Here is a 13,775-nt window from a genome sequence, read left to right on the forward strand (position 1 = left end):
TTTGGGTGTGTGCCCGTGGCTGATGGATAACTCGACGACAAGTAGCGAACGAAATACTTTCGGTGTCCGGCCGATCCTGCAGCGGTATGGCATGGAACCCGTTGGCACCCGACGCTCCGTCGTTCGAGATCGAGAACGCACCCGCACCGCTGTTCCGCGATCCGATCTTCGACGGCGCGGCGGATTCGTCGATCATGTGGCACCGCGAAAACAGCGAGTGGTGGCTGTTCTACACCCAGCGTCGATCGAACATCGACGTGCCGGGGAAAGCGTGGATTCACGGTTCGGAGATCGGCGTCGCAACTGCGACCGACAGCGGTCGATTCTGCTACCGCGGCACCCTCGAACTCGAGATCGAACCCGGTCATAACACCCACTGGGCGCCCGAAATCCTCTTTCACGACGGAATTTATCACCTCTACGTCAGCTATCTGCCCGGCGTTCCACAGACGTGGGAGGGACCGCGCTACATCGTCCACTGCACGAGCGAGGACTGCTGGGAGTGGACTGTCGAACGTACGCTCTCGCTTTCTTCCGAGTACGTCATCGACGCCGACGTCCACCGACTCGAGGACGGCACCTGGCGCATGTGGTACAAAGACGAGGCCGACGACGCGTACATCTACGCGGCCGACAGCGAGGACCTCTACGAGTGGACCGCCCGCGAAACGCCGGTCCTCGCGGATCAGGCCCAGGAGGCACCGATCGTCTTCGAGTGGCAAGGCTACTACTGGTTGCTGACTGACTCGTGGGACGGTCTAAGCGTCTATCGCTCACTCGATGGACACGAGTGGACCGCCCAGTCCGACCGACTCCTCACCGACGCGGGCGAGCGGCCGGGCGACGACTACGAGGGCGGCCACCCCGACGTGTTCGTCGTCGACGGCCGGGCGTACCTCCTCTATCACGTCCACCAGTCGGGAGACGGTCGCCGATACACGGTCGACGACGACCGCGCGCGACAGACGGTGTTACAGGTCGCCGAACTCGAGACCGAGAACGGCTGGTTGGTTTGCGACCGAGACCGGTATCAGTAACTGCGCGATTCGGGTGGCTCTTCCACTTCGGAAGTCGAAAACCCGTCAGCAACGTCGCTGATTGCTCGGTTGTCCCGAAATCGGTATCGAACGACTCGAGCCGTCGCCCTCGAGCGCCGAACCGCGGCGTTCAACACGATCGGTCTCCCATCCGCGAGTATGACCGATGAGCACGATCACGCTGACGCGCACGACGAGGACGACCACGATGGCGAGCACGCCCACGGGTCGGACGAGGGCCGAGAGACGTTCTCCCACGACCCGATCGGCCACGCCGAGGCTCGAGCCGGGATGACCGTCGGCGAATTGGCAGACGAATACGGGAACGGGGGCGTCGGCGCGGCGAACGTCCACGAGGCCGTCTCGGTCACGGAGGCGATGTTCGACGACGACGTGACCGTCTTCTTCGGCCTCGCGGGCGCGATGGTACCGACCGGAATGCGACGCATCGTCGCCGATCTGATTCGGGACGGCTACATCGACGCGCTCGTGACGACCGGGGCGAACCTGACCCACGACAGCATCGAGGCGATCGGGGGCAAACACCACCACGGCTCGGTGACCGCCGAGGGGAAGACCGAGCGCGAACACGACGAGACGCTGCGGGACGAGGGCGTCGATCGGATCTACAACGTCTACCTGCCACAGGAGTTCTTCGCCACGTTCGAGTCCCACCTGCGAGAGGAGGTCTTCCCGCCGCTCGAGGCCGAGGGCGTCGTCCCCATCCAGCGACTGACCGAAGAACTCGGGCGGGCAAATGCAGCGGTAAACGAGCGCGAAGATATCGCGGAGGGACCCGGTATCGCCGCCGCGGCCTACGAGAACGACGTGCCAATCTACTGCCCGGCGATTCAGGATTCGGTGCTCGGCCTGCAGGCGTGGATGTACTCTCAGACGAGCGACTTCTCGCTCGACGCGCTCGCCGACATGACTGCGCTGACCGACATCGCCTACGACGCCGAGGAGGCGGGCGCGTTCGTCGTCGGTGGCGGCGTCCCAAAGAACTTCACCCTCCAGACGATGCTCGTCACGCCCGGGGCCTACGACTACGCCGTCCAGTTGACGATGGACCCAAAGCAGACCGGCGGCCTATCGGGAGCCACCCTCGAGGAGGCGCGCTCGTGGGGCAAACTCGAGAAAGACGCCCGGAACGTCTCGGTCTACGGCGACGCGACCATCTCCCTTCCGCTCGTAATCGCCGCCGCTCGAGAGCGCCTCGAGAACTGAGCGGTCTCCAGCCCCACTTTCGTCGCCGCTACTCGAGGTCGCTCGCTTCGAGCGGCCGCGCCCGGTCCCAGTAGCGTTCGTGGAGGTCCCGTCCCCACGCGCGAACCCGTTCGTCGTCGGTGTCGAGCGCCGCTTGCAACACCCCGTCGTCGTCTCGAACCATGAGACTGAGCACGTCGTCGGCGATAGTCACGGCGTGGGGAACATCGCCGTCGACGACGCGAACCGCGGCCCGGTCGGTCTCGAGGAGGTCGCGAAGCAGGTCCCCGAGCGACGGGTCGTCCGCGAGGGCGTCGATCGCGGTCGTCGAGAAGACGCCGTCGAAGCGCTGTTCGTCCTCGCTGACGCCCCGGTGGATCGTTTCGAGGCTCCGCTCGTTGAACGCGTGGGAGACGATTCGAACGGAATCCGCACCTCGAATCGTCTCCGTGACCCGGCTGACCGGCGCGCCCGGTCGCGTCTGGGACGGAACGGTGATCGTCGCGTCCCTGAGCGCGAGCAGGTCGAAGTCCATCTCGTCGGTCGGCAGCCACGGAACCACGTCCCGCAGGGTCAATTCCGTCTCGACGATTTCTCGGAGATCCGTAAAGCCGGCCGCGACGAGCCGTCCGGTGGCGGTCACGTCGTAGCCCTCGTCCGTCCTCGCGATCCAGTTCCGGTCCTCGAAGTCCCGAAGGATGCGCCCGAGCGTCGGCTGTGAGGCCCCCGTCGAGTCCTCGAGTTCGCGCCGTGTCGCCGGCGCGTTCCGAAGCGCGTTCAACACCGCGATCCGGTTCGGAGAGAGCGCGAGAAATTCGATCTCCTCGAGTGCGCGGTCCATACGCGTCGTTTGTCCCCTCGATAGAAATGCGTTTCGGGCTATGAATAAATTTCACACCGTGAACGATTGCGTCGCTCGAAAGGATGGCGCGCCGTTAGCGCATTTCTTCCTCTGAAAGATTTACTGAATTAATTCATGTGTGTCGGCCTCGTTCGGCTACATAAGAGATGATCTGGAACCAACTTTACCGCAGCGGTCAATTCGTAACTGTAGGGAACGACTGTTCGATCCAAATGAGTGAGAAGAACCCTTGCGAATTGTTCTATAACACTCCCTCCTAAGATATCGCCTCGAGATTTCTCACACCCGATGAGAAAGAATATACACCGGCCTCGACAACACTCCTGATGGATATAACACAAATCTCTACGTGACGTTTCAACTAGGAAATGGCTGAGGCATGGATCAAAGCGAGCGCCCGGATCGCACGGACCGAGTGGCGACGCCGTCGACGGGAAGCGGCGGCCGGAACGCAGCGCACGCGGCGACGAGTGACCCTTGTCACGACGGTAGCACTCGCCGTCGTGTTCGGGGCGGCCTCTCGCTCCGCGGGGGTGTCGTTCGCGGCGAGTGGATCGATCCCTATCGACTTGCTGGGAATCGGTGCAGGCCTCCTGTTCGGAGCGCTCGCGTTGCGAAGTTCGAACGTCACGCACGCGAGATTCGAGGGCCTCGAGCCCGGCTTTCTCCTGACGACCGTTCCGACGAGAGTGCCAGCGCTGGGGCTGCTCGTGTTCGTCTTCGCCCGTATCGGCGTCTTTCTCGTCGGACCGGCCGTAGGCGTAGCGGTCGGCACCGCAATCGGACTCCGGTCGCCACTGGTCGCGCCGACGATGCTCGTCGCGATCACGGGAATCGCAGCGCTGGCCGTCGGCGTCGGCGTGGCTGGTAGACTCGCCGCACAACTCGTCGGCCGACGATTGGCTCGAGGAAACTTCTACAGAGATCTGCTCGTCGTGTTCGGCTGGGTCCCGGTGCTCCTCGCGTGGCTCGTCCTCGATTCGACGTCGGTACCGGTCGCGTCCCTGCTCGAGCGGTTCGACTCGCTGCCGATGACATGGATCGTCGACCTTGCATTCCTCGGTGCGACCGGATTCGGTGCCGACAGCCTTCGCGCACTGGCTGCGGTCGGAACGCTCGCGCTGACGGTACCGCTCCTCGTGGGTCTGACGACGGTTCTCGTCGAGCGACTCTGGGTCCGAGAAGCGAGTGGGTCCACGGGGTCCCACGGCTCGCACTCGCTCGTCACAGAGGGAAGGCTCGAGAAATTGCTCGGGGACTACGTTTCGCGTGCCACGCTGACCGTTGCTCGAGAACGGTGGCTCACGGAGCGACGCTCCCCGCAAGGGGTTCTATACACGGCATACGTCGTCTTTTTTATGGGTATAATACTGATGCCGATGTTCACTATCGTTGGAACGCCGCTTTTCTTGTTTCTGGTGATAGCGCTCGGACTCGTGACTGGCTTTGCCTTCGGATCGGATCCGATCGGGGTCAAATATCGCGTTCTTCCCATGCTCTTGACGACGATCGGTGGACGACAGTTCGTCGGCGGCTTTCTCGTCGCTGCACTCGTTCCCGGCGTTCCGATCGTCACCGCCGTCGTTGTTCCACTCGGCCTGCTCAGTTCTGCCAGTTTTCTCAAGACCGTGACGCTCGCTCTCATTGGCGTAACCCTCTGTGCGTGTACCGCTACGGTCAGCCTCGCAGTCGAGATGGGCGTCGATCGCGACCGGTTCAGCCCTGTTTCCGGGTTTTTCACTAACGCACCAGTGTATGCGGAACAGGGTTCATCGGCGTTCATCCGAATGGCCTATAGCTTCTCAATCGTGACAATGACCGCCGTTCCTGCCTTGCTGGGGAACTCCGCACGAGTATACGAGAGCACGATAGCGCTTCGAACCGGGATGCCGACCGGTGCCATCCGTCTCGGTTCGCTCTTTCTCACGATACTTCTCGCAATCGTTGTCTCGAGAATTGCGTTCCAGATAGCGGTACACCGGTATCAGAAGTACCAGCTCAGGTGAATTCCGATGACAGACGAAACGAACGAATCCGAAATCAAGGAATCGAGAGCGACCGTCCAACGAACAGATGCTGAGAGAAGTGACCACCAGTCGATTTCCACGAACGATCTGACGAAAGAATATGACGGGACCACGGCCGTCGACGGCCTGTCTCTCGAGGTCGAACCGGGAACCGTGTACGGCTTTCTCGGGCCAAACGGCGCGGGGAAGACGACCACGATAAAGATGCTGACCGCGCTGATTCGACCGACCAGTGGCTCTGGTCGCGTCGCGGGGGTCCCGATCACCGATCGGGAGCAACTCGTCGAACACATCGGCTACCTGCCTGAATCGCCGCCGATCCACGAGGAACTCACGGCTCGCGAGCAACTCGAGTACCACGGCGGGTTACGGGGGATGGGTCCCGCGGAAATCGACGAGCGCATCGAACCGCTGCTCGAGCGACTCGACCTCGCGGCGGATGCCGACGACCGGGTCGTGACCTACTCGAAGGGAATGCGCCAGAAGACCGGATTGATACAGGCGATCATGCACGAACCGGACGTCGTCTTTCTGGACGAACCGACCTCCGGGCTCGATCCCCGCGTGGCGCGGACTGTGCGGGAGGTCATCACCGAACTCGCGGATTCGGGGACGACCGTGTTCCTGTCGACGCACATCCTCCCGGTCGTCGAGCGGATCGCCACCCAGGTCGGCATCCTCTACGAGGGCGAACTCGTCGAAGAGGGGACTCCCGAGGAACTCGTCGAACGGATGGAAACCGGCGACGACTCGACACTCGAGGACGTCTTCCTCGACGTGACGACCGCGGCCGAGTAGCTGCGGTCGAACCGTGTGGGTGACATATAAGTCTCTGAATGTCTTTTCCCCGACCAGTTGATCGAGAATGATCGGAACGACGCCGGAGCGCGACATCGTCGACTGGGAGCGTTCGGAGGACGACGGAACCACCGTCTACACGATCGAGTACGATGCACCCGTAACCGAGCCGACGTTCCAGTCGTCGAGCCTGTTCGGGACCAGCACGGGCGGACCGGTTCCGGCCGACGACCGCGAGATACGGTTCCCCGACGGCGAAACGCTCCCGGCGAACGAACTCAGCTTCGACGCCGAGGGAACGACGCTCCGCGTTCGCCACGGCGGCGAGTCGATTCTCGGCCGGATTCGGCGGGTGCTGTTCCCGTGGTTATGATGGAAACTGCCGGTTAGTCGTCCTCGAGCAGCGATCGCGCGGAGTTCGCCACCACGAGCAGGCTGCTCGTCCCCATCGCGAGCGCGGCGAAAAGCGGGTTAAGAACGCCCGCGACGGCCAGCGGAATCGCGACGCCGTTGTAACAGAACGCCCAGCCGATGTTGGTTTTGACGCGCCGGTCGGTCGCTCGAGCGAGGTCGAAGACCGTCTCGACCGACGAGAGGTCGTCGTCGACGAGCGCAACGTCGGCCGCGTCGGCGGCCATCGCCGTGCCACCGCCGAGCGAAATCCCGAGGTCTGCGGCCGCCAGCGCCGGCGCGTCGTTGGTTCCGTCGCCGACCATGACCGTCTCGCCGGTTTGTTTCAGTCGTTCGACTGTCTCGGCTTTCCCCTCCGGCGGAACGCCGGCGAAGACGCGATCGATAGCGTCCTCCTTGCGGAATCGGTCCGCCGCTCGAGCGTCGTCGCCGGTCAGCACGACGACGTCGATACCGGCCTCGGAAATCGCAGCGAGCGTCTCGTCCCACTCCGCGCGGAGTTCGTCGCCGACGACGATCGCGCCCTCGGCCGCCCCGTCGCGGCCGACGGCGACCGGAACGCGCCCGGTTTCTCGAGCGCTTTCGATCCGTTCTGCGATCGAATCTGGCACCGTCCAGCCGCGGGCCGCGAACAGGTCCGGGTGCCCGACGACGATCTCCTCGCCGTCGACCACGCCCGAGACGCCGTTGCGGTGGCTCTCGAAGGACTCGACGGAGTGGTCGCCCGAGCCCGCCGAAGCTAGGTCGTCGGCCGGCGAACCGCCCGGCTCGTTGCCAAGCGAACCGGTCGGCTCGTCACCCAGCGAATCGGCCGACGCGTCGCCCTGTGGGTCGGACGAATCGTCGGCCGTTCGCCGCTGTTCCCGTTCGTACGCCGTCAGTTCGCGACCGTCGCTGCCGTCGTCCGGGACCTCCGCTCGTTCTCGAGACGTTCCGCCGTCGGTGACCCGTCTCGGCTGATCCCAGGCGGTCGCGATCGCCCGTCCGATCGGGTGGGACGATTGGGACTCGAGCGCCCCGGCTTTCTCGAGGAGGGCGGAATCGAGACTCGAGCCGTCGATCGAAACGTCGGGGACCGAGTCGTCGGTCGAAGCGTCCGAAATCGTTTCGACGACGCTCATCTCGCCGGTCGTCAGCGTTCCGGTCTTATCGAAGACGATCGTCTCGGCGTTGCGGATGCGCTCGAAGACGCTGTCGTCAAAGACCACGATCGAGTTCTCGAGGGCGTCCCGGATGCCGGCGGCGACCGCGAGCGGGGTCGCCAGTCCGAGCGCACAGGGACAGGAGACGATCAGAACGGTCAGTCCGTCGAGCAACGCCTTCGTGACGCCCGCGCCGAGTGCGAGGCGGACGGCGACGACGACGACTGCAAGCGCGAGGACGACCGGCACGAAGATCGTCGCCAACTTGTCGGCGAGTTTCTGGATGCCGTGGGTGCCGCTCTGGAGGTCCCAGACGAGTTCGGTGATCCGGTCGAGGCTGCTCGTCGCGTCGGGACCGACCCGAACGGTCAACGCGCCGTCTGCGACCATCGATCCACCGACGACCTCGTCGCCGACCGACTTTCGCTCGGGGAGCGACTCGCCAGTGACGACCGCCTCGTCGACCGCGGCGTCGCCGTCGACAACCTCGCCGTCGACCGGAATCCGCTCGCCCGTTCGGACGAGGACCTGATCGCCCGCCTCGAGGTCCTCGAGCGGGACCTCTTGTGCTATCGAGTCGCGTTCCTCGAGCGACGAGTCCGCCTCGAGCTGCGCGTTCTCCCCTACGTGCTCGTCTTCGGCCCCCGAATCGGGCGCTTCAGCATCCGCGGCAGAACCGCGACGGACGCGTCGGGCCCGATCGACCTGGACGGCGGTCAGATCAGAGAGTCGTTCTGTCGCCTTGCGCTTGATCGAGGACTCGTAGTAGCCCCCGGCGCTGACGATGACGATGATAGCGACGGTCACGTCGTAGTAGATGTGCGGACCGCCGGTGATGGCCGAGACCGTGCTGTAGAGGTACGCGCTTACGGCTGCGATGGCGACGAGCAGGTCCATGTTCGGCTGGCGAGTCCTCGCGCTGACGTAGGCGCCCTGCAGGATCGGCTTGCCGGTCACGACCAGGATGATCGTCGTCAGCGCGGCGATGACGAGGTAGAATATTATCGCGCTCTCGTGGGCTAACGCGTCCTCGATGAACGTCGTCGTCCCCTCGTCGTAGAACAGGCCGCCGAAGTAGACGGGGTAGATGAGCACCACGTACTGGAGCATCACCATCATTCCCATCAACACGCCGACGATGACCCGGCCGATCGCCCAGTTATCTGCCTGTCGTCGGCTGAACGCGTCGTCTCGAGGGTACGCGCTGTATCCGAGTCCGCTGATCGAATCTCGCAGGTCGGACTCGGAGACGGCCTCGGGGTCGTGGTCGATCCGAACCGTCTCCGTCACGTAACTCGAGCTGGCGTTGCTAACTCCGTCCGTTCGTTCCGCGGCCGACTCGATGAACGCCTCGCAGGTCGCACAGTGCATCCCGTCGACCTCGAGGTACGTCGCCTCGTGGTCGTCCGGCACGTCCCGTCCGGTCTCGAGCGTATCGCCTCCTTCCTCGGATTCCGCCCGCCGCTGGCGAACGTCGTCGGCCTCGAGGTCGTCGACATCGCCCAGCGCTTCGTAGACGTCCCGACAGCCGACACAGCAGAACGCGTTGCCGTCGCTGTCGCTGACGTCGACCCCCTCCGTTGGGAGATCACAGAGCGTACAGCCGTCGGCCGACGAGTGGGTTTCCGTCATGGATCGGTCGATGCGCGGTTCGTGGTCGAAACGCGATTAGCGGTCATCGGTCAGTGGTGAGAGCCCGTCATCGTGGTCGCCTCGAGGCCGTCGTAAAACGGCAACATCGGATGTGGAATGTGGTAGCCGAGACTCATCAGTCCGTGTGCGAACAGGACGTATCCCAGCGCGACGAACGCGACGCCGAGCAGACGATGGACCCGGCGGCGGTGAACCGCGTCGACGGCCTCGATGACGGTTCCGTACGCGAAGACCGCGGGAATCGTTCCGACGCCGAGCGCGGCGAGCGCGAGTCCGCCCCCCAGCGGCGACCCCGTCGCGAACGCGTATAGGAAGGCTGGATAGAGGATCGGGCAGGGCAACAATCCGTGAACGGCGCCGAGCCCGACGATGCCGGGACCGTTCGCCAGTCGATCGACGTGACTCGCGAGCCAGCCGCTGACGCGCTCGAGGCCGGGGATCGAAATCCCGCCGGTCGTGCGCCCGAGGAGGTAGTAAATTCCGATTGCGACGACGAAGGCACCGATGAGGACGCCGACGCCGCCGCGAGCGAGATCGACGACCGGAGTCAGCGACTCGGTCGTGACGAAAAACAGGCTTCCAAGCGCGCCGAACAGCGCCCCGATGAGCGTGTAACTCGCCGTGCGCCCGATATTGAACAGCGCGTGCTGGCGAACCTCGTACGTCGAAAGGTGTCCGCCCGCTCGAGCGTCGTCGCTCCCCCCGCCGTCCATTCGACTGGCGTAGATCGTCACGAGCGGCCCGCACATGCCGATACAGTGAGCACCCGCGAGAAGCCCGATGAGTAAAAACAGTGCAATATCGACGCCTAGGAATGTGAACGGGTCCATTGGTGATCCATCCTCGCGATACCGGTCTTGCTCGACCTACTGACCGAAGGAGGTAATGGGTTTCGTTGTTTCCCACCGTCTCGGAGCCGTGACCGATTTCGTCTCGAGTCGAAACGGTGGCGGTGCGGCTGCGGGTAATTAATGGCGGTCACGGCGCGGGGACCAATGGCGGTCACGGCGCGGGGGCGGATCAGTGTCGATCACGGCGCGTGGACAAAACGGGCACCCATCAGGACGAGGCGAAGACAACCAACTAAGACCACGGGGACGAACGTACGGGTATGTGCGCTCTCACGAAGCCAGTCGAGCCACGAGGTGACCACCGGTGGTAGCCCCCCTGTTAGACCAACCGATCGTTCCGGTCGCGAATCCCGACGACGCGACGATGACGTACGAGAAACTGCGACCGTACCTCCTCGAGGAGGAGGCAGACGTTACAGTCGTCAACGTCATCGAGAAAGCCGGCGGCGCTCCGGACAAAGCGGGCGTCGAACAACGGCAGGAGTACGCCGAAGAGATGTTCGACGCCTTTCAGGAGGCGGCGGCGACCGACGGTATCACGGTCGACACGCAGGTATTGTACGGAACCGACATCGTGGAAACGATCAACGACGCCGCCGCGGACGTCGACGCCTCGGCCATCGTCTTCGCCTCTCGAGGCGGTGGCCGGTGGCTCGATCTCGTCTCCGGTCGCGTTCGCTCCCGACTCGTCTCCGACAGCGAGTTTCCCGTCGTCGTCCTTCCCTGATCGCCGTCGTCCTTCCTGGCCGTTGCGTTCGGATGTGTCGGAGAGGCGATCGAATCCGTCGGTTGCACAACCAATGCAAAAGGTTCAACTCCCCTCCGCCGCCGAACTCCTATATTGACTCTCAGGAGATTCGGTTGGTCGGTTCGTCGACAGTCGCGTCACATCCGATCGACGGATTTGTCGGACGTTCGAACGGATTCGCGCGGTATCTGCCATCGAACGTGGCGGACGGCAATCGTCCCCGCGGGCGGAGTCGGTACCAGCGGTCGCTCAAGTACGGACGGTGATCCACCATGAGTAGTGGAGCGGTTACCTCGTTCGCACTGATCGTGTACATCAATCCACAGATCGTCCTCCTGTCGATGCTGTTCGTAGTCTTTGCGGCGGTCTGGTATCTCGTCTACGCCCGTCAGAAGGTCGAATCCGCCGGCGTCCTCGCCGGCTGGATTCTCGACCGATCCGACGAACTTCCCGACGCGGCCGTCTCGGCCGCCACGTCAGTCCAGCCCGACAAGAGCGATTACCGCGTGCTCGTCCCGCTTGCGAACCCGAGCAACGAAACCCACCTGATAACGCTGGCCTCGGCCATCGCGAACGAGCGCGACGGAACCGTCGTCGCCGTGAACATCGAGAAGATTCCGGATCAGACCTCGCTCCAGAGCGCTCGAGAGCAGGGCGATTACGAGGCCGCGGAGCAACTCTTAGAGCAGGCACAGGCCGACGCGGAGACCTACGGAGCGGACATCGAAACCCACGTCGTCCTCTCTCACCGCGCGTTCGAGGAGGTGTTCGACACCGCGAGCCGTTACGGTGTGGACATGACGGTCATGGGCTGGGGTCCGGACTCCCACGGTGCGCCCGGGCGTGCCGAGGGTGCCATCGACGAACTCGCCCACTCGCTTCCGAGCGATTTCCTCGTGTTCCGAGACCGCGGCTTCGATCCGTCTCGAGTGCTCCTGCCGACTGCCGGCGGACCGGACTCGGACCTGGCGGCGGCGGTCGCACACACCCTGCGCGACCAGTTCGACGCCGAGGTGACGCTGTTTCACGTCGCCGAGGACCGCGAACACGGCAAGGAGTTCCTCAGGGCGTGGGCCACCGATCACGACCTCGCAGACGCCGAGATCCGGGTCGAAACCGGCGACATTCAGACGCGCATCACCGAGGCCGCTGCCGACGCGACGATGCTCTTGATCGGCGCGACCGAACAGGGCCTCGTCTCGCGTCTCATCCGCGGGTCGCTCGTCATCGATGTGCTGGACGAAGTCGAGTGTTCGGTACTCCTCGCGGAGAAGAGTCACACACGAAGCATTCGCGAGCGGATCTTCGGAACCGACGATCACAGCCGGGCGTCCGAACGAACGGGATCGGACGCGGAATCGTCCGCTGCCGACGCCGAGACGCTCGAGAACGAGTCCGGCTGACCGCGCCGGCCCACGGAACGGGCGTCGAATCCGCGCTCGGGGCGACGCGCTTCCGGGTCACGTTTCCGCCAACTCAATACTTACTTTTCGACCGTTTGAACTCGAACGCGTGTTCGTCGTCCTCTCGGTGATCAGCCGACGGCTCTTTCGGGTCTGGAAGCGCGTGTTCGGCCTATCGTGGCCGGTGATGGCAGAGCAGGTCCTCCGGACGTTGATGCGGACGACGGACCTGATCGTCGCGGGCCTGTTTTCGCCCGCCGCGATCACCGCGGTCGGCCTCGCGGACATCTACGCTCGCCTCCCCCTTCGATTCGGGATCGGCATCGGCGACGGCGCGATCGCCCTCTCGAGTCAGGACACCGGCGCCGAGGCGGACGCGAACAGGGATCAGGCGGTGTCGCAGGCGCTATTGATCGGGATCCTCGGTGGAATCCCCTTCGTGGTGTTTGGTCTCCTCGGAAACGAGTTCGCGATCTCGATTCTCGGCTCGCTCGCCGAGGAGGGAGCGTTCGCGGACGTGATCGAGTACGGGAGTACCTATCTGCTGATCGTCATGCTCTCGGCGCCGGCGATTCACGTCAACTTCATCGCCGCCCGGTCGATCCACGGCACCGGCGACACAACGACGCCGATGTACGTCAACGGGGCCGTCAACGCGATCAACATCGTCGTGACCGTCGGACTCGCGCTCGGTCTCGGGCCGTTTCCGGAACTCGGCGTCGTCGGCATCGCGCTCGCGACCGCGGTCTCGGATACGCTCGGTGCGCTCACGTTTCTGGTGATACTCCGATCGCCGCACAGCCCGATTCAGTACGTCGTTCCGAGTCAGTTGGTCATCACGAAACAGCTTCTCCGCATCAGCTGGCCGCGAATCGCCGAGGGACTCACCGAGATGTTCGCCGAGTTCCCGTTCAACGCGATCCTGCTTGCGTTCGGTACCGAAGTCAACGCCGCCTACCACATCGGTCGACGGATGTACCAGCAGGTCGCCTCGCCGCTCGCGCGCGGCTACGGCGTCGCGTCGAATATCCTGGTGGGCCAGTCGCTCGGCCGCGGCGAACCCGAGACGGCGTTTTACAACGGTCTGGCCGCGACCGCCCTCAGCACGCTGACGGTCGGCGGGTTCTGTCTGGTGCTGTTTTTCTTCGCGGAGCAGTTCGTCCTCGTGTTCACGGACGATCCGGGGACGGTGGCCTATGCGAGCGAGTTCGCGCGGGCCTACGCGATCGCCGCGGTCCTGATCGCCGCTTACCTCGCGCTCGCCGGATCGCTCCGGGGCGGAAGCGAAACCGTCCCTCCGTTTATCGCCCGCGTGATCGGCACCTTCGTCTTCCTGCTCGGGGTCACCTACGCGTTCGGCGTCGTCCTCGAGTACGGCGTCGTCGCGGCCTACGTCGCCATCGTCCTCGATTTCGTCTTCCGGGTTATCTACCTCGGCGCGATCTACTATCGCCGACGCTGGATCGATCGCGGCACGTCGATGATGCGAGAACGCGGGAGCATCGAAGAGGGGACAGCGGAGGATTGAGGCGGAGACGAACTGACGACCGGGACGTTCCAGTGGAACCGACGCGTCGACTCCTCGAGGCCGCCCTCGAGTCGCGAGGCCGGCGATCCAAGCGTTTTTGTCCCCTCCA

General features: G+C 64.2%; 10 protein-coding genes and 1 pseudogene. 8 read left to right on the forward strand and 3 right to left on the reverse strand.

Going from position 1 to position 13,775, the window contains the following annotated elements; genetic code table 11:
- Positions 1-86: 86 nt before the first annotated feature.
- Positions 87-1,037 (forward strand): family 43 glycosylhydrolase, encoded by a 951-nt coding sequence (locus tag EL22_RS02900; RefSeq protein ID WP_050050074.1) that lies wholly within the window; start codon positions 87-89, stop codon positions 1,035-1,037.
- A gap of 159 nt (positions 1,038-1,196) precedes the next feature.
- Complete coding sequence (locus EL22_RS02905) at positions 1,197-2,264, forward strand: deoxyhypusine synthase (protein WP_050050489.1); 1,068 nt, start codon at positions 1,197-1,199, stop codon at positions 2,262-2,264.
- 28 nt (positions 2,265-2,292) lie between these two features.
- Here the strand turns inward: EL22_RS02905 and EL22_RS02910 are convergent, their stop codons facing one another.
- Positions 2,293-3,084 (reverse strand): winged helix-turn-helix domain-containing protein, encoded by a 792-nt coding sequence (locus EL22_RS02910; protein WP_050050075.1) that lies wholly within the window; start codon positions 3,082-3,084, stop codon positions 2,293-2,295.
- 389 nt (positions 3,085-3,473) lie between these two features.
- On the opposite strand from EL22_RS02910, the gene EL22_RS02915 reads away from it, so the two are divergent.
- The 3 genes from EL22_RS02915 to EL22_RS02925 all read left to right on the forward strand — a co-directional run bounded on the left by EL22_RS02915 (position 3,474) and on the right by EL22_RS02925 (position 6,303).
- Positions 3,474-5,111, forward strand: a complete 1,638-nt coding sequence (locus tag EL22_RS02915) for a hypothetical protein (RefSeq protein ID WP_050050076.1) — start codon at positions 3,474-3,476, stop codon at positions 5,109-5,111.
- Between the two features lie 6 nt (positions 5,112-5,117).
- Entirely contained in the window at positions 5,118-5,930 is an 813-nt protein-coding gene (locus EL22_RS02920) for an ABC transporter ATP-binding protein (RefSeq protein WP_050050077.1), read from the forward strand.
- A gap of 67 nt (positions 5,931-5,997) precedes the next feature.
- Positions 5,998-6,303 (forward strand): hypothetical protein, encoded by a 306-nt coding sequence (locus tag EL22_RS02925; protein WP_050050078.1) that lies wholly within the window; start codon positions 5,998-6,000, stop codon positions 6,301-6,303.
- 13 nt (positions 6,304-6,316) lie between these two features.
- On the opposite strand, the gene EL22_RS02930 is transcribed toward EL22_RS02925, so the two are convergent.
- Entirely contained in the window at positions 6,317-9,115 is a 2,799-nt protein-coding gene (locus tag EL22_RS02930) for a cation-translocating P-type ATPase (RefSeq protein ID WP_050050079.1), read from the reverse strand.
- Positions 9,116-9,165: 50 nt separating this feature from the next.
- Positions 9,166-9,966 (reverse strand): sulfite exporter TauE/SafE family protein, encoded by an 801-nt coding sequence (locus EL22_RS02935; RefSeq protein ID WP_050050080.1) that lies wholly within the window; start codon positions 9,964-9,966, stop codon positions 9,166-9,168.
- 325 nt (positions 9,967-10,291) lie between these two features.
- Between EL22_RS02935 and EL22_RS02940 the strand changes: the two genes are divergently transcribed.
- The 3 genes and pseudogenes from EL22_RS02940 (at position 10,292) to EL22_RS02955 (ending at position 13,666) form a co-directional block, all read left to right on the forward strand.
- Complete coding sequence (locus EL22_RS02940) at positions 10,292-10,714, forward strand: universal stress protein (RefSeq protein ID WP_050050081.1); 423 nt, start codon at positions 10,292-10,294, stop codon at positions 10,712-10,714.
- Between the two features lie 302 nt (positions 10,715-11,016).
- A pseudogene (locus EL22_RS02950) lies at positions 11,017-12,138 on the forward strand (universal stress protein); the annotation flags it as partial.
- A 109-nt stretch (positions 12,139-12,247) separates the two neighbouring features.
- The gene (locus tag EL22_RS02955) at positions 12,248-13,666 is read left to right on the forward strand and encodes an MATE family efflux transporter (RefSeq protein WP_050050084.1); all 1,419 of its coding nucleotides are present in this window, start codon (positions 12,248-12,250) and stop codon (positions 13,664-13,666) included.
- Positions 13,667-13,775 lie beyond the last annotated feature (109 nt).

The organism is Halostagnicola sp. A56, from assembly GCF_000691505.1.
GTDB lineage: Archaea > Halobacteriota > Halobacteria > Halobacteriales > Natrialbaceae > Halostagnicola.